This window comes from Hugonella massiliensis, from assembly GCA_001486445.1.
GTDB lineage: Bacteria > Actinomycetota > Coriobacteriia > Coriobacteriales > Eggerthellaceae > Hugonella > Hugonella massiliensis.
In genome coordinates this window covers 57,401-80,116 of record LN908984.1, presented here as the reverse complement: position 1 = coordinate 80,116, position 22,716 = coordinate 57,401, and the positions used below count along the sequence as shown (strand labels likewise).

Sequence of the window (22,716 nt, the reverse complement as noted above, 5' to 3'; positions counted from 1 at the left end):
GCCGTCAAACCGGCCATCCGGGCGCACGGCGCCTACTCCCACTCGCGCGCTGCCGGATTCCAGTGCCTGCCGCCCGCCTCTCCCCGGATCGCGGGGTCGAGGAGCCTGCCGGCGAGCTCGGATGCGGCTTCCATGTTCCTCAACGCCTCCGGAAGGCCCGTCCTCTGGCAGAGCTTCGCGTACTGGCGCGCCTGGGGAGCGCCCCAGGCCTTCGGCAATCCGAAGGAATCGCCCAGAAAGATGCGCCGCGCGGAGGCTTCGCGGCGCAGTCGGGACTGGAACCCCGAACCGTCCACCGTGGCCGTAGTGGCATAGACGGCGATGTCTACGAGGTCCTTTACCCTGGAGGACGCTCTCCCTCCGTGAACTTCGACTATGCCGCAGAGCTTGTCCGCGAGGGCGGCCTCGACGGGATAGACGAGGTAGTCGCAGGTCTCAAGCCCTTCCACCTCTATCCTGTCCGCCGGGGAGATGCGCTCGGCTCCCTCGAGCGGCACCTCGTCGACGACGAGGTCGACGGAGACGGGCTGCATGCGCTTCGCGCCGAGCATGGGGACGAACCCGACAGACAGCCCGCTCCTGTACTCGTCCTCGGCCTTTATCGGGCGCGACCCCGCGAACTCGAACGTCACGAAGTCGCCCAGGTCGGTCCCGGCGAGCCGGACGAGCTCCTCGAGCGCATCCTCCAGGCTCCCTTCCGTGGAGAGCAGGTCGATGTCGCGCGTCGCGCGGGCGTCGACGGTACGGGCGAGCATCGCCCGACCGCCCTTGAGCACGAACGAGCCGTTGCCGCCGGCGAACACGCGGCACAGCAGTCGGTGGAAGTAGAATGCCGACACGGCGCGCCCGGTATCCATCGGCGACGCCGACGCCGCGGATTTGACCGCCATCTCGAGTGCGGCCGCGCTCTTGTACCTCATTCCCGCGTCCCCCTCCCGAGAAGCCCGGCATCATCCATCAGGCTCCGGAAAATCTCACATCCCCGCTTCTCGCCGTAACGGCCCTCGAGCAGTCCCCGAAGCTTCCCGTAGTCGAAATCCTGGTACTTCCTCGAGGCGTCCGCCAGGACGTCCGCCACAAGCGAGAAGTCCTCGTCGTCCGCGACGAGGTCGAAGACGGTGCGCTCGGAGCGCGTCACGGGGAGCCCCGACTCGAACGTAACTTCGTCGCGGCCCACCGCGCGCCTGGCGAAGCTCGCCGACGGGTTCCTCGTGTTGATTCTCCTTGGGGCATAGAGCCGGTAGGGCGAGAGCTGCAGGTCTCCGATCCCGAGGAGGGCGGAGGCGGTGGACCCTCCGACGGCGATGCCGTCCCAATCGGAAACCCGCATCCTCTCGTGGGAGAACGTCGCCGGGGCGGTGAGCTTCCATATCGCCGCCAGCTCGTCCGTGAAGGAAGAGCCGGACCCCACCATGCGGTAGGCACCTCGCACGACGCGCACGAGGCGACCGGACTCGACCGCGTCGTGTAGGGCGTCGCGCGGGATGCCCATGCGGGCCGCCTGTGCAGTGGTGAAAACGCCCTCAGACTCGGAGAGCTCTGCAATCTTCTCTATGTGCTTCGAATGCTTCATGTAGCAATCGTAGGCTATTTCCCTACAATTGCAACACATTATCCCAAACTCAAGTACTAATGACGCTGTGAAAGCCTACGGAACAGCATTCGATGCCAGCAGCTGCCAGCCAATGCCAAATGAGGCTTATTCCCACTCAATGAAAACATACCCCAAATTCGTGTAGTCAACACGGTGCCTGACCTGCGGTTCTCGTCACTCTTCGCTCTCGGCAAACGTGTAGTCGGGGGTGACTACACGCCCTGTAGTCACTTTCGAAGAGTATTTTCCGCCGACCGAAGAGTGACACGCCTGGCCTGCGGAAACGCCGTTCGGTTGCTCGCAACTGGCTACATGCCCAGAGACAGTCCGAATGCTGCTGCGAGCACCCCGACCCGAGAGTGACGTTTCCCGGGTGGAGAGTGACGGCTTTGAGCTGGGGGGATGCGCCGGCGAGTTCGCTGAGTGACTACAAGCCATCGGACGCCTTCTTACTCGGTCCCGAACATCTTTCTAGTGTTCTGCAGCTTCCACTGGGCCTCCGGACTGGCAATGGCCGCACGCGCCGTCGTCTCGTTCCCGAACAGCAGGGCAGGCTCGAACGCCCCTCGCGAGAATCGGCCGAGATATTCTTCCTCGGCGTCCGTCTGCGGCAGAACGTAGGCGGAAACGAACTCGCGCGCAGTGCCGACAAGCTGTTCGAGAACGGGGGCTTCTTCATCCCTCCGGAGCATGGGGCAGGAGCTGCTCCTCGAGCTCGCGTCCCCTGCCGGCAAATCGCTCGGGACAGCTCTCGAACCCGTGCGAGAACGTCGCCGAGAGCGAAACGTAGAAGAGGATGACCCTATGAGCAACGCCGCGCTCCTCAACGCCTCTGGCGTCGAGCACGCGCTTCAAGTTCGCGATGTCGTATATAGGTCGCGCACCTTCACGCGGTCGAAGAACGCCTTGACCTCGCCTCCAGCGAGCCCGGCATCGGCGAAGAGCGGGACGCGGAGCCCTGGCATGAGGGTCGAAGCCCTGCGCTCGATGGCCATCAACGGGGAGCGGTTCATATAGATGCAGTCGATCTTCACGCGGTCGGGCCCCACTGCGACCTGCAGTTGAGGATGAAGGTCCTACCGGCATGGCCGCCTGGAGCCCCGGAGACGGCATATCCTTGGGAGCGCGCCACCTCGCCGATGGACCTCTCGACGGCCGGCCTCTCGGCAAGCATCGCGTCCCTGTCGAGCGCGCCGACGTACGAGAGGTCGATGTCCACCGACAGCCTCGGCATTTCGAACATGAACAGGTTGATCGCGGTCCCGCCGTGCAGCGCCCACTCGCCCCTGAGCATGGGGCGCTCGTCGAGCTCCGCGAGCAGGTCGAGAAGCCTCTCGACCTTGTCTAGCGTGCGGGGCGGGAACTCCCTCACGAGCGCGTTATCCACGACATCACCTCTTCCTCGTCTTCGGGCGGGCTGGGCCGCCAGCTGGCGGCCCAGCCCGCCGATCCCGCGCTCGCGGGCCCCAGGCGGTAAGGTCCGGGCCCGAGCCAGCCTTCGAGCAGCGACAGGCTCTCCTCGCCCACGTGCCATTCAGCCTTCTTCGCGGACAGCAGCCACCCGACGCGAGAGGCCATCGAAGGCCCCGCATCGCTCGCGATGTTGCGGGACTTCAGCATGTTCATAGAAATGTGAACGCTGATGCCTTGCTCACTTGCATAGGAAAACAGCTCTTCCGCCTTGCCGTTGTCCTGGCAGACGTCATAGGCAACGATGTCCGTAAGGTTGCCGAGCCTATCTACGGTTAGGCGGATTGCTTCGCGCAGTACGTCACGTTCGATAGGGTGACCGAAGCATCCTTTCGTGCTGAAGGCGACGACGCTGCAGCCTTCGTACCCATCTAATGCAAAGTCGATGCTCTCCAGGGTCGGAAAGGTGATGAACGGTATTACGACCGCCCCTACTTCGATCGTAAGCCAGATGGAGATGATCCTCATCCTGTACAGTCGATGATTGTTTTCGATGTCGCTTACGCCGCCGTCCTGGGTGATATCGGGCATGATATCTTTCTATCAGAGAGGCATCGTATAAATGGCCATTTGGCTGACTAACAACCTCGATACGAATGGAGAAGACTTGACAGCTGCTCGTTTTCGGTAATGAAGTTCAGCAGATACTCTTCCGTAATCTCAAACTGAATGCCATTCTTTTCTCTGGTAGCCAAAACCTGTTCTCTCCTTTCATTTGTAATCTGAAAGCTATGAACAATTCGATTTCGCTTTAAGCAGATTGATCTAAAAAGGGAGCATATGTCATCACGATTTGATAGATTGGTTTGCTTTATACGTTGTTGCAGCCTTCCACCCTCCAAATCAATCAAGTCTCCCCAGCTATATCGCAAAGGGTCGTCCTGAAGCATATTCTCAATAATGAATGCGAAGTTAGAGTTGTAGACACATATGGCACTGCCAAGCAAGGCTCTGTAGTTTGCCTCTGGCAACGACTGCCTAGAATAGGGCTCGTACATTCAAGATCACATCAAACTTCAACTCTTGATACATCGATTTCTCCAGACATTAACTTGGGGAGCAGAGCCTCGCGAATATGTTTGAGCGTCGCCGACTCGTGCTCAACTGCTTCTATCTTGTCATAAATAGGGTCTGCGAACGAGCAAAAGTCTCTAATGTCTTTCTCACTTGGGTTAGGCATCGGGTAATTTAGCGTGCTTTTTGGCTGAGTTCGCTGCCGACTACCCGTCGAGCCCGTTACGTGAGCTAAGAGATAGTTCTGAAAGGCATCAGACGAGATGGCTGCCGCATAAAAGCTTTTGTTCTCCGGCTTGAGCGGCTTATAGACAATAAACTCGGTTGAGCACATTGAGTACTCAGCTCGGCATTCGGGAAGCCAGAATCTCTTGATTGAGGGGTTGAGCTTAGAGATGAGAATGCTGTTCCTATCGACTACATACTTGTTGCTCTTTATATCGTTTGCGAGTTCCAATACAGGACAATGCGACTCGTCAAAAGCTGGAATGCTGTAGTGCTCCCATATTTCTCCTGCATGATCTTGCGGCTTCATGGACTTTGTCGAGATGCGCAAAACATCGTCCAGCCTCACAGTGGGGCAATCATGCCCAAAGTCATTGGAAAACTTCGTCGCCACCAGCTCTTCGAAATAGCCATTTGCCTGTCTGAGATATCTCCGTTCTGCTTCTCATAAGGACCCTAATGGCACATCGGACAATGACCATAATTCCTACTTCACACAAATGTTCTCCTTCGGCCGTCCTGCGACATAGAAAGTCTGTCCAGATGCACAGCCTAAGAGACGGCGCGCAGACGCGTTATCGGCAAGCGGCTTCAAGGTTCACCCAAAAGTAAGAAGCCCGCCAAGCAGAGAGCAAGACAAAGAATTTCGATTACCAGATAAGCAGAAGGGACGTCGGCACCCGTCTTCCCCGAAAGGCTGTCGACGGAGGTCGATGCCGACCGCCCTTTGGGGAAGGCTTCAGCCCAACGACGCAACACTCGCCGTTGGGCTGAAAGGGCCGGGAGCTGACGCTCCCGGCCTTCGAGCAGCTAGTACTCGCTGAGCACGTTGCGGTGGTGGCGGAGGAACGCCCTGTCATCGCTGAGGACCAGCATGCTCACGGCGTCGAACCTGACCTGACAATCCTCGTGGTTGAGATGCTCGGCTAGATAAGCGGCGGCCAAGCGCTCGAGTGAGTCGCGGTCGAGAGCTTCCTTGGGGAATCCCTCGCCGTCGTTCTGCTTGACCAGGCAGGTGACGAAGACCAGGTCCTCTTCGTCTCTGGCGATGAAGTCGACGGTGTCGTTGCCGTGCACCCACCCCTCTTCGACGACTTCGAAGCCCTTGCGCTCGAGATAGGTCTTGATGCCCTTCATAGCCTTGGTCTCGATTGCTTCCATGGTTGACCTCCTTAGGTTCCGGCCCGCCCCTTTGGCGAACCTTGCGACTCGCAAGCCGTCGGGATTCGCGAAGGCGGCAAGGGAGGAAGCAAAACCTGGGGGGCTCGAGTTTTCGGGCGCCGATAAGGCAATCGCCAGAAAAGTTTTTGCGGCCCTTGCTGCCGTAGAGGTCTTCGACGAGCCTGCAGAGTCCAAGGAGGAGCCATGGGACGCACCGTCGCCCAGGAGGTCCGGAAGCTCAGACCAAACCATGCAGGAGCGTCATCTTGCACATGATGAAAGGCGTTCGTTCCGAAGAGCAGGTTGCGAGTACCGAAGGACGACATAGAGGCATCCAAGGTGTTCAGGTCAGCACAAAAAGGAGGGCGGAAAATGGCCCGGGGACCGCGCAAGGTCACAAGGCAGGAAGAGCGCGAGGCGGATCGCCTGAGTTTCCCCGTTTCTGCGCATCTACGCCGAGACGAGCAGTCCCGAGAACACGATGCACCAACGGAGGGCAAACATCCCCATCAGCACGCACAGGCATTCGGCGGTTTGGAGCACAGACGCGACTGCACGAAGGCGCTCGCGGCGCGACAGCAGCCCAAGCGGAAGGGCCAACGCGTAGCCGGGAACGACTGAGCAGAACCAGAACACCGTCGCGTTCCGCCCGAAAAGCAGGGTTTCCGCCGCACCGTGGACGGCGGGGTCCGACGAGTCCCAGGAGAGCCCGACAAGGAAGAGAAGGCACGCCCCTTCAGCAATGGTAACGGCTAGCGACGCGTTCGCGAAGAACCTCTTCAGGCGCCCGGGAAGGCCGCGCTCGACGAGGGCGAGGCTCATCCCGAACACCGCCATGCCCGCTCCCAAGCTCGAAGCCAGGAACAGGGGCGGCAGGAGGGGCGATTGCCAGAAGGGCACGCCTACGGATCCGCCCAGCAGGAACCCGGTGTACAGGCCTAGCAGGCATCCGCATACCAGTAAGGCCCAGGCAACGCCTGCGATAAGGGCATCGCGCACGCGCCGGTAGCCGACGAATATGCGGGCGAGAATAGAAGAGCTCATCCGTGAAACGAGCAGCAGGAACACAAGCGCGACCACGGCGAAGGCGGAGATGATCCACACTCCCCTGCTGATCCACGAATCGGCATGCATGAATATCGCCGGTCCCATCGCCCTCAAGGGTTTCCCGAGGTCAAGAAGCAGGAAGCAGGTGCCCACAGCAACGCAAGCAAAGGAAAGCCACGCGCACAGTCTGACGGATCGCCCTGCGGACGCTCCCGCACATATGACGGCAAGCGCGCTGCAGCTGCCGAGTCCACCCGCGAGTCCTCCCAAGAAAAGGTAGCACACAATCGGAAGACCCCAGACGGACTGAAGCACGCAAAGCTCCTTCACTCACCTACGCAGCGCGCAAGGTTTCCACATCGGATTCGAGACAGGCTTCAACCAATTCTAGCAAGGACCGGTAGAACCCGCTCCCACCGTGGACGAGCGAACGCGCTTTTTCGTTCATGGCGCGAACCAGCCGGAGCGGGTGCTCTTCGATGAAAGCACGGATATCCGGCACGTCCCCATCGTCGATAGCGCCCTTCCCCAGGAACTCCTGCACGATGAGCAGCTCCATGCCCAGATGATCTTCGGGCCACGACGCGCCCTGGACGCTGGAGAGCCCGTGCTTCCGCATGAACGCCCGCACCTGGGCCACCGGGGGTCCGTAAAGGTGATGTTTATCGCCCTGGTAAAGGGATTCCCAAGGCGGGACGAGCTGGTTCTCCGGACCTACGAAAAAGCGCGTGTATTCGGTGGCCAGCTGCGTCTGCGCTTCGTCGGGCGACGAGCCTTCGAAAGAGGCGAGCGCACTCGCGACTTTGCGGCACGCATCTGTGAAACGATCAGGTTGCCCATCCCCTTTCGCCAGGTCTTCCCAGAAGCTCTCATTCGCCGCGAGCGCGTACAGGTCCGCGTCCATCGGCCGAAGAAGGAGCCTGGCCAGGAATTCATACATCGCATCGGTCTCCCCTACCGGGGCTTTTCCCTTACGCGTGCCGTCTTTTTCCATGGCCAAGCTCCTTCGATTATTTAGCGGAATATGCCTGCAAACGCTACTAGCGTGCCGCCGCTTCGGCTGTTCGAGCAACGTTCTCGACGTGCGCGCCCTTTGCACGGTCGCCGGAGACGACGCCCTTCCACAGGAGGATGAAGAGCAGGGCGACGGCAGCGCACACAGCGACGCAGATGACGATTTCGGGAAGCTGGGGAGTGTACTGCCCAACGGTCACCCATACCGGGTAGTCCGCAGACCCCGTGGTAACGCCCGGCGCCGCCATGGCATTCTGCTGCATGAGCGAGGTGATCACCAGCCAGATGCGCTTGCAGAGCACGCCGCACATGACGAGCAGGCCGGAAACCGCCAGCACCGCCTTGCTCTCGCGGCGCTTCTTTGAGGCCAGCAGGACGAACGGGGCGAGAATGCCGCAGACCATCTCGAACCAGAAGAATGGGGCCATGGCGCCCGACGTGATTGTCTGCAATACGGCGGTCCCCGCATCGTCGCCCGGATAGCCCATGGTAAGCAGCTCGCAGCCGATCATGTAGCCGTCCACCGCGACGAATGCGGCCAGGAGCTTTCCCATCTTGCCGAACAGGTCGTCGGGAACATTATGCAGCCCCTTCGCCCTCATGCCGAGGAGCGCGAGCAAAAGCAGCGAGAGACCCGAGTCGAGCCCGGACGCCACGAACAGGGGCGCCATGATGGACGAGTACCAGCCCTCCCTGCCAATCTGCAGGCCGAAGATCCAAGCCGTCACCGAGGGAACAAGGACGGTGAGGGGCAGGATGATGCATGCGACGACCTTCTTGGTCTTCGCCGGCTTGTCCCCTACGAACACTACCAGGGCGATGATGTTCATAATCAGGTAGATGCTGATCATGAACATGTCCCATACCAGAGGCGACTCGAAGTTGGGGTGGATCACCATGCCCATGACGTTCTGAATAGAGCCCAGGTCGAGCATGATGAAGGCGCCGGCGCCGCAGATGCATACCGTCGAAAGGAGCACCGCCGGCTTGACGATCGGCTTAAACGACTCGACGCCGAAGACCACAGCGGCGGAGGCGACGGTGAGCCCGCCGACGGCGAGGCCTTCGAGGAAGGCGAACATGATGATGTAGACGCCCCAGGAGACGGAGTTGTTCATCCCCGTCGCCGCGCCGAGGCCGTTGGCGGTCTGGAACGCCCAGGTCGCGATGCCGACGATGGCGACGACGGCGAGGACGATGGTCACGGGGGTCGCGAGTTTCGTTTTGTTGCTCATCTTTCTCATCCCCTAGTTGAGATAGTAGACTTGCGGGTTCGTGCCCTTTTCAGCCAGGAGCTGATGAGCGTTCCCAGAGTGCGCGAGACGGTAGATCTCGGACTCCGGATCGTCGAGGTCGCCGAAGACGCGCGCCTTCGCGGGGCAGCAGACGACGCACATCGGCTCGAGCCCCTGGTCGGTGCGCTCCTTGCAGAGGGTGCACTTTTCGGCCACGCCCTTGGGACGTGCCGCAGCTTCGCCGTAGTCGTGCCCCGTCACGCGCGTGCCTACCTCCCAGTTGAACACGCGGGCGTTGTAGGGGCACGCCGCCATGCAGTAGCGGCAGCCGATGCACTTGTCGTAGTCGATTTCCACACGGCCTTTGTCGTCCTTGTACGTGGCGCCGACCGGGCAAACCTTCATGCATGCAGGATTCTCGCAATGCTGGCAGGCTTGGGGGCGGAAGGACTTGGTGATGTTAGGATAGGTGCCCACCGACCCGTCGAGCACGTCGGTACCCTCCGTGAGCACGCGGTTCCATAGGATGTCGTCGGGAACGTTGTTCTGCGTCTTGCAGGCGACCGCGCAGGCGTGGCAGCCGATGCAGCGCTTCTTATCGATGGCGATTCCGAGTTTGGTCATCTTCGGTCACCTACGCTTTCTTCACTTCGACGCGGGTATCGTTGTAGGCGATCACCGTGCCGTACGGCATAGCCTTCTGGCGCTCCTCGCGAACGCTGTTCGTGAGCGTCTGGAGGCACGCGGACGTATCGGGCATGTATTCCGAGTACCAGCCCTCGTGCAGGCGCGTCACGCCCGGCCGCATGGAGTTGTTAATTTTGGCTTCCACTTTGATGGAGCCGCGGTCGTTTTCGACGGTGACGATGTCCCCCGCCGAGATGCCGCGCGCCTCGGCGTCCTCGGGGGCCATCTCCAGCTTGGGTCCCCCGTCGATCTCGTGCATCCATGCCGACTCCATGAACTGGCTGTGGCAATGGAAACGGGAATGGGTCGTCGCGAATTGCAGCGGGTATTTGGAGGCGAGGTCACTGTCGGCGTCGATCTCGTCGGGCGCCTCCCACGTGGGCAGCGCCTGGCCGTAGTCCGTCCAATCGTCGACGTAGAACTCGATTTTGGTGGACGGCGTGGTGTAGACCTGGTCGGTATGATAGGTCTGCGGCGAATAATCGCAGTTGAGCGGCTGCACGCCGCCGTGCTCCGCTATGCTCTCGAGCGTGATGCCCGCGACCATCTCGTCGTCGGTGTCGAGCTGGGCCCTCACCAGGTCCATAGGCGTTTCGGGAAGGTATTGGTCGAGGTCGAATCGCTGCGCCAACTCATGCTCGATCTGGAAGTCAGTCTTGGCGTCGTAGAGCGGGTCGATGACCTTCTGCTGCAGAACGAGATGGTTGCGCGTGTTGATCATCTGGCCGTACTCGTACTCGTTCTCGAAGCAGGTTGCCGCCGGTAGAATGTAATCGGACCACTTGGTGGACTCGTTGTAATAGGGACAGATGGACACGACGGTGTCGAGCGACTTCAGCCACTCGGTCGTCTCGTTGAAGTTGGCCGTCTGCTGCTCGAACGAGTTGCCGATATTGATGGCAACACGCGCTTTGGCATCGTCCACTGCGGCGATGTCGCGCAGCTCGTACTGCGTTTCCGCCAGCTCGAACTGCTCGGGGAGCGCGAAAGCGCCGAGCTCCGCCGCGCTGCCCGCCTGGGACCCCGGACCGTCGAGCACGCCCACGGCAGTTCCCCGTTTGCCTATGTTGCCCGTGAGCCCCGCGAGGATGCCCATGCAATGGCCCATGATGTCGGAATTGGCGGTCTTGTCCATGCCGCCAAAGCCCGCGCAGAGCACGTTGGGGCCGTCGGTCGCGTAGACGCGCGCGACCTCTTCGATCGCTTCCGCGGGAACCGACGTGATGTCTGCAGCCCAATCGAGCGTGTACGACTCCTGGGATTCCTTGAGCAGGCTGAAGACGGTTCTGACCGTACGCCCGTTGTAGCTGTAGTCGCCCTCGATCGCCGGGTCGATACCCTCGGCGTTGAAGGGCTGCACGCTCTGGGAGTTCCTGTCCCACACGTAGTAGACGATGTCCGTGAGCTCGGGGGCTTCCTCGTCGATATGGCCGGCGCTCACCTGCTTGCCCGTTTCAACGTCCACCAAGAACGGTGCGGAGGTGTTGCGGGCCATGAAATCGGCATCGTACCAGTTGTTGTCGATGATGGCGGTGATCATCGCGAGCATCATCGCGGGATCAGTTCCGGGATTAATGGTGATCCACCTGTCGGCCTTGCTAGCGGTGGTGGAGAGCATCGGGTCAATCACCCAGAGCTTCCCGCCGCCCTTTTCCAGGGCGTCCCACAGGAGACGCGTGGTCGTCATGTTCGATTCGCAGAAGTTCTTCGAGAACATGAACACGTTGTGCGTCGCGTCCCACCCGCGCACTTCGTTGGAGATGATGGCGTAGCCGCCCGCATCTCCGATGACCGGGTCGATGCCGTTTGCGATGCCCGTGTCGATGCCGGCGCCGCCGGTCATCTGGGACCCGAGCAGCGTGGCGATACGGGAATACGCGTAAGAGCTAAAGCCCGGCGACCACAGGACCGAATCTGCCCCGTTGGCGTCGATAGAGGTCTTGATCTTGTCGGCGATCTCGTCGAGCGCCTGGTCCCAGCTGATCTGCTCGAACTGGTTGGAGCCGCGATCGCCCGTGCGCTTCATCGGAGCCTGGATGCGGTTCGCGCTGTAGATGGTCTGAACTTCGGAAAGGCCGCGCACGCAGCAGGTTTTCCAAGCGTCGTCGTTCCAGTTCTGGTTGGGCTGGATGCGGACGAGCTTGCCGTCGCGCACCAGGCATTCGAACGAGCAGCGCCCTCCGCAATCGGGCGGATGGTACGTGAATGCGGTCTTCTCCTCGATGGTTTCGACTGCGTCAGCCGGTGAAATGTAACCTTGCAGGTACGCCCCGCTGCCCAATACTCCACCCGTTGCGGCAGCAAGCGCGCTTCCCTTAAGAAAGGTCCTCCTCGAAAGGTTCATTTCCCCTCCTCTCCTCGGAAGCTTCTCTACGAAAAGGAGTGTATCATATATCACTGTGATATATGATACTTTTATCCTAATTAATTATGATAATTTTCGATGTCGAACGAACCGCGCCCGAAAGCAGGGCGAGCCTGTATGCGCTACTTCTTCCCGAGTCCGCCGAGTCGTTCGAAGGCTTCCGAGAGGGCGCTGGGAATCACAATGGTTCCGCCCTTTTCCTTCACGCTGTCCGCAACGAAGTTCATCGCGCGAAGCTGAAGGGCGCCTTCCTCCTCGTTGTATTTCCGCGCCGCCTGCACGTACATGTCCGAGACTTCGTTCTCCGCTTCCGCCAATAACGTCCGCGCGTTGTACTCGCGTTCCGCTCGCGCCTCTGCCGACATGGACTCCTGCAGCTCTTCGGGGATGCGGATGTCGCGAATTTCCACCGAAATCACCGTGATGCCCCACTCGTTGGTCTTCTCACCGAGGACCTCCTGGATCTGATGGTCGAGCTGGACTCTCCGAGCCCCCAACTGCGAGACGCCCATCTCCCCTATCGCATCGCGAAGAGAGGTTTGCGAAGCCAGCAGGACGGATTCTTCATAATCCATGAGCTCGGTGCAAGCGAGTTTCGCATCCCACACATGCCAATAGAGCACTGCATCGACGTCGACGGGGACCAAGTCGGCGGTCAGCGTATGCTCGGCACCGAAGCGCATGGAGCGAAGGCGCATATCGACCGTTCCCGCCACGTACTCGAAGAACGGGACGGTGAAAACGAAGCCCGGGCCCGCCACCCGATTGATCTTGCCTTTTCGCAAGACAATCGCACGATCCCATTCGAACACCACATGGAAGCTCATGCAGAAGAGAAGGGTAACAACAGCTCCCACTATCCCAATTGCCGAAGACTGGACGGCAATCGCAACTGCCAAGAAAATGGCGAGCAGAACGATGGTGAAAGCGATTCTGAGGGTCGTAGGACCCACCGAAGCGGGCTTTGCCGATTGGGAAACCGACTCCGATAGCTCTGATTGCCCCTGTTCAATCTCGCTGTCGAGTTGGTTGAAGCTCTTCTTTTCCTTCGTCTCTTTCATATGAGAAGTCCTCTCGCTATGAGGCTTTCATCGAGTTGTAGCAGGTAATTACGCGGGCAACGAGTTCTTCCTCGGACATGCCGCTTGCTTCGGCGACGCGCACGAGCTCTTCGATCGCTATGTCGATGTCCGACTTGAGCTCCCCAACCTCTTCGGGAATGCGGTCGGTAACGGTCGAGCGTCGGCCACGCTGGGAGCTGATATAGCCGTCTGCCTGAAGCCCCTGATACACCTTGTGCACGGTGTTGTAGTTGATGCCGAGCTGCGTGGCGAGTTCGCGCACGGTCGGAAGGGTGTCCCCCGGCTTGAGCTGGCGGGATTTGATGAGGAACAGGATCCTATCGCGCAGCTGAAGCCAGATGGGGACACCCGAGCTTTCGTTTATGGTCACACCTTCGAGCAGAACTATCACCTGACAAAGTATCGTACAGATGCATGATAACAGGATACCACCAGCCGAATGCGTCTGAGGCTTGAAGCATTGTCGAAAGCATGTCTCAAGCGAGCAAACATAGCGTTTAGCAAGTAGAATCAACAGCCAATGGGCTGATTCCCATTGACATATGGGCCCTCGACAGGAAGCACCCCCAAATGGCTGGAGACAAATTCGAGCGCTTGAACAAGCTGCTGATTTTGACCGACACGCTTGACGACGATGAAGACTCGGACATCCTGGCCGGCGGCGCCATAAGCGTCGACGACATGGACGATTTCATTAAAGACGTTGAGAAGCTCGCCATGGAAAAGTACGGCGGCGCCACCTTCCCGCAACTGTTAGAAGAGGACGAAAACGACACCGTCACCGACAGGGCTATAACCCGATCGAGGAAAAAGAAGGCAGAGCAGATCGTGGAAGCCGCCGAGTACATCACGCAGCAGGCAATCGACAAATAGGGCGTCCAAGCAAGTCGAATAGCGAACCCAGCTACCTTCCCATTTCAAAGACGTCGCGTTCGAGAGTCCCCACCTCGGGAATCGATGCCCCGGAAAGGCTCTCGCAAATCTCGATCAGATGCCTTGCCAACTCGAGCGTTTCCGGCTCCGCCTCGTCGATTCTCGCTAGCCTGGAAAGCTCGCGGGTGACGTCCTCGAGCTGTTCACGCAATGCCCTTTAGACGCGAGGATTCGGCTTCACCGCGACTTCTCTGTCGAGCAGCTTCGAGACGATGTAGTCCTGCTTGCTCAAGCCTGAGACGGCGACCAGGGCGTCGAGCAGCCCCGCCTCCTGTTCCGACATGCGGAAACCGATGCACTTCGATCTCAGGCGCCCATGAATGTCGAGGTTCCTAGCACTCATCGCGGCACCCTCCTCGCTTTGTCGAGCTGGTCGGCCATGTCGATCTGCGCGCTGGGAAACAGGTGGGCGTAGCGAAACGTGATGTCGGCGCTCTCGTGCCCCATGCGATCAGAGATGGCTACCGCCGAGAACCCCATGTCGATGAGCAGCGAGACGTGGCTGTGGCGCAGGTCGTGAACCCTGATGCACTCCAATCCCGCCGCATCGCCCCCCTCCGCATCTCGTGCTCGAGGAAGTGCTTCGTCACGGGGAAGACCCTCTCGTCGTCCCCGATGTGCAGCTCCTCGAGGTACTCGGTCATTTCCTCGACGAGGAATTTCGGCATGAGGATAGAGCGCTTGGACTTCGGCGTCTTCGGGTCGGTCACCACGTCTTCGCCCTTGATGCGCTGGTACGACTTCGTGATGTTCAGCCTGGCGTTCTGGAGGTCGAAGTCGGCCGGGGTGAGTGCAAGCAGCTCGCCCTCCCTGATGCCGCACCAGTAGAGAAGATCGAACGCGTAGAACGCCTGCGGCTTGTCGGCGATCGCATCGGCGAACTCGAGGTACTGGTCCTTCGTCCAAAACTTCATCTCTGGCCCCTTCTGCGACCCCATGCGCGTGGTCGCCGCGCACGGGTTCTTCGGGAGCCCGTAAAACCTCACCGCATGGTTGAAGATGGCCGAGAGCTGGTTGTTCACCGTCCGCAGGTAAGTCGCGGAGAAGGGCTTGCCGTTACTCTGCCTGTATCCCATGAGGCTGTTCTGCCAGCGGACGACGTCGACGGGCTTGATCTCGTTCATGCGCATCGAGCCGAACCAGGGCATGATCCTCTTCTCTACGATGCTCTCCTTGGTGAGCCAGGTGTTCAAGCGGATCCGGAGAGCCACGTCCGCCTTGTACGTCTCGAAGAACTTCTCGAAGGTCACATCCACCGCGCCGGAGTTCTCCTGCGCGAAGCTTTCGCACCACTCCTCGGCCTCCGCCTCGCTCTCGAAGCCCCTTTTGGTCTTGCGGCGCTGGTCCCCGCCGTAGTCGCGGTAGTAGACGCGCGCCGTCCAGGTCCCGTTCTCTTCCCTCGTCACATTCACTTGCCATCGCCCCATTCCAGATTGGAAACAGCACGGTAACGTGCTGTTTCCAATGAATAATAAAAGCACGGTATCGTGCTGTCAAATGCAGCACATCGGCGTGCTGTATAATCTGCCTGGTTATCAGCAGAAGGAGGGGCGATGTCCGTAGGTTCTCGCATCAAGCGCTATCGGAAGGCGGCCGGGCTGACGCAAAAGCAGCTCGGTGAGGCAATCGGTCTCGGAGAATCGGCCGTGAGGAACTACGAAAGGGACATCAGAACCCCGAAGAAGGAGCAGCTGGACGCCATGGCCAAGGCCATGGACATCGCCCCGGAGGCCCTCTACGAGATAGACGCCAACAACGCGAGGGAGGTCCTCGAGGTCCTCTTCAGGCTCGAGGGGACGCTCGGCCTCAAGCCCGTCGAGACGAAAGACGGGATAGCCATCGCCGTGAGCCCAGACGCTCCGGGCGCTCAGAAGTCCGCTGCGGCCCTGAAAGCCTGGAAGAGGATGAGGGACGCCCTGAAGGCCGGAGACGTCTCGGAAGACGACTACGAGCGCTGGAAGGCGTCGTTCAAAGCGTGATGCAGCGGGGCGCGGTCCGCAGGGATCGCGCCCCGCTTTTTTGCTTGCCGAAATTATTCTTCGACCTCGAACCGCCAAGCCAGCGTCCCTAAAACGTGTTTTCAGGGGTATTGGGACGAATTTCGAGAATAATTTTGTCTGGATCTCCAGATGGAAAGGCGTCCCGAAACGCATACCGCTCCATGACCTCTCGTTTGTCAAGACCCGAATCGGACGAAAATTATTCTCGCACTTTACCTGCGGTTTCTTTTTGGGAAGCGTTTTTTGGAGGGGGTGGTACTGTACTGGTACTGTAAATCGCGAAATCGGCCGTTTTTAATTATTCATTGCAAAAGTTGCAACTTCACGTGCTGTCTGAGTTAGCACCGAGCCGATTTTCGTCGTGTCTCGTCGTTGCCGTGTAATGGCCCGAAAATAAAAGCGCAGGTGAACGCGCAAAAGGAACGGCTCCGAGAGCGATTTCCGGAGCCGTTCTCGATGAAATTATTCACATGAAGTTGCGAGTGGCTATCGTGAATTACAGTACCAGTTTGGGCTTTATGAACCCTGTGGAACACATGAAGAGTATGCGCAAAACCCCAGGTAAACGCCCAATTTACTCCCACTCAATAATGAAAACGAGCATTTTCCGCAGTACCAGCCCGGGCCTTGACCTGGGCTTTTCATTATTCCCAGTTCCCGGAAATGGCCGAAAATCACAGTACCACCGCTGTACCAGGGGTGGTACCGCTGCAGTACCACCCCGGACCTGCAGTAGTTGCTGGTACTGCCCGACGACCCTTCCCACCTGCGGAAACGCCGAAAAGGAATAATCGCTGGTACTGTAACCGGGCTTGGGAGCGAATCCACCCGTTAAGACGTTTTCACGGTCCGTGGAGAATAATCGGCAACTTTCTGGAATAATGGCGTTGAACTGCGGAAACGACAATTCTGGAGCGCGGTTTTCCGGCATCACCTGCAAGCCACCTGCAACTAATGGTTTAATTTCGCGTCAGTCTACGGGAGGAGATTCGGGCGCCGCTTTGGCGGATGTTCTCGCCCGTCCTTAGTTCGGTCAGTAAGGCCATAGCCGAAAATCGAGGTCTTGCTCCACCGCGTCGTCGAAGGTGAAGGATTCGTACGGCTTCCGCATCACAGCGACCCCGAGGGAGATGAACCCGGAGGGTAGAAGGCTTCGGCGTCGTAGCCTTTCGGGTCCCTCTGGATTACGTAGTCGAACCCTTCCCACGTCTCCCTGAGGAGGTCGTAGGGATACTCCCCCTCGAGCTCTTTCTCATATTCCGTCCCCCCCGTAGATGTCGAACTCCGGATTGTACGCGCCAACCTCGATGGCGAATTCCTCGCTGACCCCGCATTTGAACTCGATTCGCACGTCGGCGTCGTAGTGCACCAAGCGGGCCCCTCGAAGCGGCAGCTCACGACGTCGCCGACGGAGCAGCCGGATATGTCTACGTCGATGTCGTGGAACCGCACTTCTCCGTACCTGCCGCCGATTTTGTGGCTGATTGCCCGATGCCTGAACGGAATCCCGGATTCGCCGACGAGCGCATGAAACCTCCCGAAAGGGGTCTCCAGGGAATGGAGCACATCGAACCGACTCATCAGCCTCATGCCTTTCCGGAGCCGGCCGGTCTCGAACGCCTCTCCGCAATTGTCGCAGCGATGCTCGAAGCTCCATAAGACCAGCTTGCCGTCCCGACGGTGGACATGCACGTGGTTTGGATCTTTCCGCGGTGGCATTTCGGGCATGTCAGCGCGACATAGCCATCGACCGGGCAGTCTTCGTCCGGTCTGCTGTCGCCGCAGATGATGTCAGATCTCCGCAGAAGCTCATCGAGGAAGTCGTTCTCCTCATCGAGCGTCATGTCGAACATTGCGGTCCTCCTTCGAATCTTGCCTGGGCGGCTGTGCGCCACGCAGTCGCTTTAGGAGAGCGCTTCCCGGCGGCCGAAGAATTACAGGCCCGAACTGATGGAGAGCGTACTTCCATTCGGTGTTGGCGTTAAGCCGGGAACTGCTGTCAGAAGTGCGGCTGCACATCCGGAAACCTTATGCTTTGGAGAAACGTCGCCGCATCGTCAGGGCTACCGAAAACCACCTCACAAGCGCTTCGCCCGCATCTCCCTCAGTATGCCCTTCTTGAACTGCGACCAGCCGCCGAAGAACTTCTCGTCGGTGGCCGTGGCCCGCTTGTCGCGGTACCGCAGGGCCGCGAGCTCCATAGTGCACACGTAGTCGGCCGCCTGGGAGAGCCGGTACTTCTCGGGCGCGGCGGCGCGGTAGACGACCGCGTCCTTGGAAAGGGCGAAGTCCATCGCCCGGTGCAGCGCATGGGCCACGGTCGCCTGGCCGTTGTCGTAGTAGATCTTCACCTCGTCGAACCCCTGGAAGTACTCGAGGTGGTCGAAGAGGAAGTCGGATATGCCGCGTCGCATGGCGGCCTCGACGCGCTCCGCGTCCGCGTACTCGGAGAGCCTGAGCCCTATGCACGTGTACCGTATCGGGATGTTCCGGAAGAAGACGCGGAACGACGAGAGCATCCTCTTGCGGTCCGCTATGGCCATGCCCTCGTAGTCCTCGTGGCCCGTCATGAGAGGCCCCGCGTGCAGCGGGATGTCCGGGAGTCCCCTGTCGCGCAGGGAGGACTCGTAGCGCTCGATCTCGTGCGCGATGGGGTCCGACTGGTCGTGCAGGACGAGGGCGACGAGGTAGTAGCGGTCCCGAAGGTTGTCCGACCCCGACTCGTCTACGAAGCAGCTCACTTCTTTCAAGGGGGAACTCCTAGATAAAGAAAACGCCGGGGAAAAAGGCCCCGGCACTTGGAGGCCATCCTATTGGGATCGCCAATCAGTTTATACCACGGGCGGGCTGGGCTGTCGAGGGTCCCACCGCGCACTGCCGGGACGAGGGCGCCGGAACGCCCGGCGCGGTCCGCGGGGATCGCGCCCGTGTTTGGCCGGCGAAGCCATTCCCCGGCCCCGAACGGGATGGAGCCCGTCCCAGAAACGGGTTTTCAGGGGTATTGGGACGAATCGCGAGAATAATTTCGTCTGGATCCCCAGACGGGAAGGCGTCCCGAAACGCTCACCGCTCCGTGGCCCTTCGTTTGTCAAGACCCGCATCGGACGAAAATAATTCTCGCACTTTACCTGCGGTTTCTTTTTTGGAAAGCGTTTTTGGGAGGAGGCGGTACCGTGCTGGTACTGCAAACCGCGAAATCGGCCGTTTTTAATTATTCATTGTAAAAGTTGCCGTTTCACGTGCTGTCTGGGTTGGCACCGAGCCGAGTTTCGTCGCGTCTCGTCGCTGCTGTGTAATGGCTCGAGAATAAAAGCGCAGGTGAATGCGCAAAAGAAACGGCTCCGAAAGCGATTTTCGGAGCCGTCCGTCGGAAAATTATTCATTCAAAGTTGCAAGTGGCTATTACATGTCAGCGCATCAAATCGGGCTCCATGAACCCTGCGGGCTGCATGGAGGGCATGGACTTCACTCCCACTCGATAATGAAAATTAGCACTTCCCATAGCACCAACCCGGGCATTGACCTGGGTATACTTTTATCCTCTATGCTCGTAAATGGCCCGAAATCGCGGTACCACCGCAGTACCAGGGGTGGTACCGATGCAGTACCACCCAACACATGCAGTAGTTGCCGGTACTGCTCGGCAGGGCTTCCCATCTGCGAAAACAACGGAGAAGAATAATCGCTGGTACCGCAATCGGTCCCAGACGCGATTATCCCGAAACAACGCCCGCGCGGCCCTCGGAGAATAATCGGCATCTTTTCGGAATAATGCTGTTGACCTGCGGATACCGCCATTCGAGAGCACGGTTTCCGACATCACCTCTAAGCCACCTGCTACAAGCGGAATAATCCTGTGCCGACGGAGCCCCACCCAGAGGCGGCAAGCCCGATGGCTGCCAATCGCGTCCAGCAGCCGTCATCGGGCTTGCTGCAGTAGAATGAGACCGATTTCAGGCGGTGCCTCGATTGCAGGACGTACCGATGTAACTTGCGGGCAACGTGAGCCCCGATTTTTACCAGGGCGGGCGACGTCGTGATCGCCGCCCGCAAGGTGCTGGGGACACAGGTGAGACGCATTGATTAGCAACATCGAGAAAGGGATATTCCTAAACCTCTTCAATCGCGGGGGGAGCGTAAAACGACGCCTGACTGTGCCTCGATCCTGAGTGCCTTAAAAAAGGCGAGCCGCCCGTCCTCATGCGGCTCGCCTTGAAATGACCGAAACTATGGCAGACTAGCTTTTCGAAGACGCCGCTGATCGCGCATTTTTGTCGCCGCCCTTGTTCCGTCGGCGGCTTGCCAAGAGTAGCGCCCCTGCAGCACTCGCGGCAATCAACGCTAGCGGCCAGGATGCCATGCCAACGGAATCGCCCGTTTCGGGCACGCTGGAACTCGAAGAAGGCGTTTCCACGGTGCTTGCCGAATTGCTTGTGCTCTGCGTGGAGGTCTTGGTCAGCCTCAGGCTACCGGTGTCCTGCGTGTAGGCGTTCTCGAGCGAGACCTCGGCCGTGCCGCCCTTCGTCACCTCGGCCGTCGCGTCCCCGCCGACCGACAGCGTCCAACCGGCGACGTCGGCCCCGCTCTCCTTGACGGTGTAGGTGCCCACCGGCAGGCCGTCCAGCGTGATGCTGCCGCCCTGGAGCTCGCCGTAGGTGACGGTCCTGCTCCAGCCGCCGGGCCCGGAGATCGCGAATTCGGCCGAGGCGGGCGTCTCGTGCCCGGTGGAGGTCTTGGTCAGCCTCAGGCTACCGGTGTTAGAAGTGTTGTCGAACGCCATGCCGTCAACGGCGGTGCCAGCCTTGCTGATGCTGGGGGTGGCGATAATGATCCCGGTCGGGTTCCCGTCGCTGTCCGTTTCGAGCTGCGGCGTCACCGTCACGGTGTACACGCTGGAATCGTAAGTATAAGAGGCGTCATCTCCGGGGGCCTCCTTCACCTGGTACGTGAAGGTTTTTCCTACATCGCTGATGCTGTAGGAAATCTCGTCGAACGTTATGGCGCCTGTGCCATCGCAGCGCTTCGTTTGAATCGCCGTATCGTTGTCAGACACCAGCTGGAATGCGAATTGTCCGTCCTTCGGGGTGCCGTTGCCGTCAATGGTCTTCTTCGCCGTCAGCACCAGCCCACCGCCGTACTTCGTGGTCTTCGTCGTGTTTCCGCCAACCGAGTTCTTCACGGTGTAGCCGACGGGCACGTTGCTCATATCGACCATGAAGCGCACGTACGTGGTTGTTGATCGGTCGACTGCCTTCGTGTTCGAAATCTTAATTTTATGCGGGTCGGAAGCATCCTGCTCAATGGAAAAATATGGCTCTTCGGTGGTTTCTGTGGGAGAGATTCCGGCATAGGCCCAGCTCAGCGGGCGAAAACAACGATCTGGAACTGAAACGGCCCCGGGAGGGGCCGTTTCCGCGTCATCCGCCTATGATTGCTAAGCCAAATTCAGACAACCGAAGAGGTGTGACGCATGAAGAGTCTACTACTTCTCGCCCTCGGTCTGGCCCGCACGGTCGTCCTGGGCGCGCGCATCGAGGCCGAGCGCATCGTCGTGAGCGTCCGGCCCTACAAGCGCGAGCAGCGCCGCTGCCCCGTATGCGGCAGGGCCTGCGACTTCTACGACATGGCGAACCGCGGGGCCCCCAGGCTGTGGAGGGCGATGGACCTGGCGCGCTCGGCCTGCTACCTGGAGTACGCGCCCTGCAGGGTGCGCTGCCCGGAGCACGGCGTGCGCACCGAGGCCGTCCCCTGGGCGCGGCACGGGGCGCGCTTCACGCGCGACTTCGAGGACTGGGTGGCGTGGCTGGCGGTCCGCTGCACCGCCTCGGCGGTCTCCGAGCTCGCCCGCGTCGAGTGGCACAGCGTGGGCGGCGCTGGCATGCACCTCTACGCCCCAGCTCGAGCAGCGCGCGGCGCCTCGAGGTTCGACGGCGTGCGCCGCATCGGCATCGACGAGACGTCGTACAAGAAGGGCCACAAGTACGTCACGGTGGTCGTCGACCACGACCGCGGCTGCCTCATCTGGGCGCACGAGGGCACCGGCAAGGACGTGCTCAACCTGTTCCTCGACGAGCTCACGCGCGAGCAGAGGCGCGCCATAGAGGTGGTGACCGCCGACGGCGCGAGGTGGATAAGGCAGCTGGTCAAGCGCCGCTGCCCCAACGCGAGGTGGGTCATGGGCCCCTTCCACGTGGTCCAGTGGATGAACGACGCGCTCGACGCCGTGCGCTGCGAGGAGTGGAACGCCGCCAGGGCCGCCGCCAGGGCCGCCAGGCCCAGGCCCGAGGGCAAGCGCGGCAGGCCTGCCAAAGGCGAGCTGCCGCCCGAGGAGGTCAGGGCGCTCGAGGAGGAGGCGGCCTCCATCAAGGGCAGCCGCTACGCGCTCGTGAAGAACCCCGAGGACCTCACCGACGGCCAGAGGGCGAGGCTCGAGGCGCTCAAGAAGAGGGCCGGCTCGCGGCTGGTCAGGGCCTGGGAGCTCAAGGAGGACCTGCGGGCCGTCTTCCGGGCAGCCGACGGCTCCGAGGCCGCCGAGCTGCTCGACGACTGGATGCACAGGGCCGCCTACTGCAAGATCGCCAAGGTCGTCGCCGTGGAGAAGAAGGTGCGCCGCCGGCGCGACGACATCATCGCCGCAGTCGAGCTCGGCATCAGCAACGGGCGCGTAGAGGCCATCAACAACAAGATCAAGGTGACGGTGAGGATGGGCTACGGCTTCCGCAACACCGACAACCTCGTGGCCCTGCTCATGCTCAGGTGCGGCGACTGCCAGCCCCAGCTCCCGGGTCGCCCGGTGAAGGCGAGGAAGAAGGGCGTGAAGGGAGCGAAGAGCGTTGCTGCCTAGGCTAGCCCCTTGTCACACAAACTACCGAAGCCTCTAAAAAAGCCG

General features: G+C 60.2%; 26 protein-coding genes. 4 read left to right on the top strand and 22 right to left on the bottom strand.

What is annotated here, in order from left to right; genetic code table 11:
- Nucleotides 1-32 precede the first annotated feature (32 nt).
- From BN3270_RS01460 to BN3270_RS01450, 3 genes are all read right to left on the bottom strand, one after another.
- Nucleotides 33-920 (bottom strand): nucleotidyl transferase AbiEii/AbiGii toxin family protein, encoded by an 888-nt coding sequence (locus BN3270_RS01460; RefSeq protein ID WP_058985430.1) that lies wholly within the window; start codon nt 918-920, stop codon nt 33-35.
- A complete protein-coding gene (locus tag BN3270_RS01455) occupies nt 917-1,573 on the bottom strand; it encodes a type IV toxin-antitoxin system AbiEi family antitoxin domain-containing protein (protein ID WP_058985429.1) in 657 nt (218 codons plus the stop codon). Before BN3270_RS01455 ends, BN3270_RS01460 begins: the two co-directional genes overlap by 4 nt.
- Before the next feature lie 470 nt (nt 1,574-2,043).
- On the bottom strand, nt 2,044-2,286 hold the full coding sequence (locus tag BN3270_RS01450; RefSeq protein WP_058985428.1) for a hypothetical protein: 243 nt from the start codon (nt 2,284-2,286) through the stop codon (nt 2,044-2,046).
- A 112-nt stretch (nt 2,287-2,398) separates the two neighbouring features.
- On the opposite strand from BN3270_RS01450, the gene BN3270_RS09390 reads away from it, so the two are divergent.
- Nucleotides 2,399-2,611 (top strand): hypothetical protein, encoded by a 213-nt coding sequence (locus BN3270_RS09390; RefSeq protein WP_148335442.1) that lies wholly within the window; start codon nt 2,399-2,401, stop codon nt 2,609-2,611.
- A gap of 13 nt (nt 2,612-2,624) precedes the next feature.
- Here BN3270_RS09390 and BN3270_RS01435 read toward each other — a convergent pair whose 3' ends face one another.
- From BN3270_RS01435 to BN3270_RS01385, 11 genes are all read right to left on the bottom strand, one after another.
- Nucleotides 2,625-2,981, bottom strand: coding sequence for a nucleotidyl transferase AbiEii/AbiGii toxin family protein (locus BN3270_RS01435; protein ID WP_058985425.1), 357 nt, complete (start codon nt 2,979-2,981; stop codon nt 2,625-2,627).
- A complete protein-coding gene (locus BN3270_RS09575; protein WP_058985424.1) occupies nt 2,963-3,595 on the bottom strand; it encodes a DUF4417 domain-containing protein in 633 nt (210 codons plus the stop codon). Before BN3270_RS09575 ends, BN3270_RS01435 begins: the two co-directional genes overlap by 19 nt.
- A 478-nt stretch (nt 3,596-4,073) precedes the next feature.
- Nucleotides 4,074-4,697, bottom strand: coding sequence for a restriction endonuclease subunit S (locus BN3270_RS01425; RefSeq protein WP_058985423.1), 624 nt, complete (start codon nt 4,695-4,697; stop codon nt 4,074-4,076).
- A gap of 416 nt (nt 4,698-5,113) precedes the next feature.
- Nucleotides 5,114-5,464 (bottom strand): YraN family protein, encoded by a 351-nt coding sequence (locus BN3270_RS01420; RefSeq protein ID WP_058985422.1) that lies wholly within the window; start codon nt 5,462-5,464, stop codon nt 5,114-5,116.
- 450 nt (nt 5,465-5,914) lie between these two features.
- On the bottom strand, nt 5,915-6,826 hold the full coding sequence (gene nrfD / locus BN3270_RS01415) for an NrfD/PsrC family molybdoenzyme membrane anchor subunit (RefSeq protein WP_058985421.1): 912 nt from the start codon (nt 6,824-6,826) through the stop codon (nt 5,915-5,917).
- A gap of 19 nt (nt 6,827-6,845) precedes the next feature.
- Complete coding sequence (locus tag BN3270_RS01410; RefSeq protein ID WP_058985420.1) at nt 6,846-7,505, bottom strand: TorD/DmsD family molecular chaperone; 660 nt, start codon at nt 7,503-7,505, stop codon at nt 6,846-6,848.
- 46 nt (nt 7,506-7,551) lie between these two features.
- Nucleotides 7,552-8,760 carry an NrfD/PsrC family molybdoenzyme membrane anchor subunit gene (gene nrfD, locus BN3270_RS01405; protein WP_167551308.1) on the bottom strand — a complete coding sequence of 403 codons (1,209 nt, stop codon included), beginning with the start codon at nt 8,758-8,760 and terminating at the stop codon, nt 7,552-7,554.
- 12 nt (nt 8,761-8,772) lie between these two features.
- Nucleotides 8,773-9,384 carry a 4Fe-4S dicluster domain-containing protein gene (locus BN3270_RS01400; protein WP_058985419.1) on the bottom strand — a complete coding sequence of 204 codons (612 nt, stop codon included), beginning with the start codon at nt 9,382-9,384 and terminating at the stop codon, nt 8,773-8,775.
- 10 nt (nt 9,385-9,394) lie between these two features.
- A complete protein-coding gene (locus BN3270_RS01395) occupies nt 9,395-11,791 on the bottom strand; it encodes a molybdopterin-dependent oxidoreductase (RefSeq protein WP_058985418.1) in 2,397 nt (798 codons plus the stop codon).
- A gap of 143 nt (nt 11,792-11,934) precedes the next feature.
- The gene (locus BN3270_RS01390; protein ID WP_058985417.1) at nt 11,935-12,873 is read right to left on the bottom strand and encodes a slipin family protein; all 939 of its coding nucleotides are present in this window, start codon (nt 12,871-12,873) and stop codon (nt 11,935-11,937) included.
- 16 nt (nt 12,874-12,889) lie between these two features.
- On the bottom strand, nt 12,890-13,264 hold the full coding sequence (locus BN3270_RS01385) for a GntR family transcriptional regulator (RefSeq protein ID WP_271711863.1): 375 nt from the start codon (nt 13,262-13,264) through the stop codon (nt 12,890-12,892).
- Between the two features lie 200 nt (nt 13,265-13,464).
- On the opposite strand from BN3270_RS01385, the gene BN3270_RS01380 reads away from it, so the two are divergent.
- On the top strand, nt 13,465-13,767 hold the full coding sequence (locus tag BN3270_RS01380) for a hypothetical protein (protein ID WP_058985416.1): 303 nt from the start codon (nt 13,465-13,467) through the stop codon (nt 13,765-13,767).
- A 31-nt stretch (nt 13,768-13,798) separates the two neighbouring features.
- On the opposite strand, the gene BN3270_RS01375 is transcribed toward BN3270_RS01380, so the two are convergent.
- Genes BN3270_RS01375 through BN3270_RS01365 form a run of 4 tightly spaced genes read right to left on the bottom strand, consistent with a single transcriptional unit; the run spans nt 13,799 to nt 15,233 of the window.
- Nucleotides 13,799-13,978 (bottom strand): hypothetical protein, encoded by a 180-nt coding sequence (locus BN3270_RS01375; RefSeq protein ID WP_058985415.1) that lies wholly within the window; start codon nt 13,976-13,978, stop codon nt 13,799-13,801.
- A gap of 6 nt (nt 13,979-13,984) precedes the next feature.
- Nucleotides 13,985-14,170 (bottom strand): plasmid mobilization protein, encoded by a 186-nt coding sequence (locus BN3270_RS01370; protein ID WP_058985414.1) that lies wholly within the window; start codon nt 14,168-14,170, stop codon nt 13,985-13,987.
- Nucleotides 14,167-14,364 carry a tyrosine-type recombinase/integrase gene (locus BN3270_RS09775; RefSeq protein ID WP_456297722.1) on the bottom strand — a complete coding sequence of 66 codons (198 nt, stop codon included), beginning with the start codon at nt 14,362-14,364 and terminating at the stop codon, nt 14,167-14,169. The genes BN3270_RS01370 and BN3270_RS09775 overlap by 4 nt, the downstream gene beginning before the upstream one ends.
- Nucleotides 14,289-15,233, bottom strand: a complete 945-nt coding sequence (locus tag BN3270_RS01365; RefSeq protein WP_456297721.1) for a tyrosine-type recombinase/integrase — start codon at nt 15,231-15,233, stop codon at nt 14,289-14,291. Before BN3270_RS01365 ends, BN3270_RS09775 begins: the two co-directional genes overlap by 76 nt.
- A gap of 147 nt (nt 15,234-15,380) precedes the next feature.
- On the opposite strand from BN3270_RS01365, the gene BN3270_RS01360 reads away from it, so the two are divergent.
- Nucleotides 15,381-15,806: a helix-turn-helix domain-containing protein gene (locus BN3270_RS01360; protein WP_058985413.1), complete on the top strand. Its 426-nt coding sequence runs from the start codon at nt 15,381-15,383 to the stop codon at nt 15,804-15,806.
- A 1,131-nt stretch (nt 15,807-16,937) separates the two neighbouring features.
- On the opposite strand, the gene BN3270_RS01355 is transcribed toward BN3270_RS01360, so the two are convergent.
- The 4 genes from BN3270_RS01355 to BN3270_RS01340 all read right to left on the bottom strand — a co-directional run bounded on the left by BN3270_RS01355 (nt 16,938) and on the right by BN3270_RS01340 (nt 21,042).
- Entirely contained in the window at nt 16,938-17,408 is a 471-nt protein-coding gene (locus tag BN3270_RS01355) for a hypothetical protein (protein WP_058985412.1), read from the bottom strand.
- A 5-nt stretch (nt 17,409-17,413) separates the two neighbouring features.
- Complete coding sequence (locus BN3270_RS01350; RefSeq protein ID WP_058985411.1) at nt 17,414-17,680, bottom strand: hypothetical protein; 267 nt, start codon at nt 17,678-17,680, stop codon at nt 17,414-17,416.
- Between the two features lie 225 nt (nt 17,681-17,905).
- A complete protein-coding gene (locus BN3270_RS01345; protein WP_271711873.1) occupies nt 17,906-18,568 on the bottom strand; it encodes a DUF3800 domain-containing protein in 663 nt (220 codons plus the stop codon).
- A gap of 1,496 nt (nt 18,569-20,064) precedes the next feature.
- Nucleotides 20,065-21,042: a Spy0128 family protein gene (locus tag BN3270_RS01340; RefSeq protein ID WP_058985409.1), complete on the bottom strand. Its 978-nt coding sequence runs from the start codon at nt 21,040-21,042 to the stop codon at nt 20,065-20,067.
- Nucleotides 21,043-21,297: 255 nt separating this feature from the next.
- Between BN3270_RS01340 and BN3270_RS01335 the strand changes: the two genes are divergently transcribed.
- A complete protein-coding gene (locus tag BN3270_RS01335) occupies nt 21,298-22,671 on the top strand; it encodes an ISL3 family transposase (RefSeq protein ID WP_058985408.1) in 1,374 nt (457 codons plus the stop codon).
- Nucleotides 22,672-22,716 lie beyond the last annotated feature (45 nt).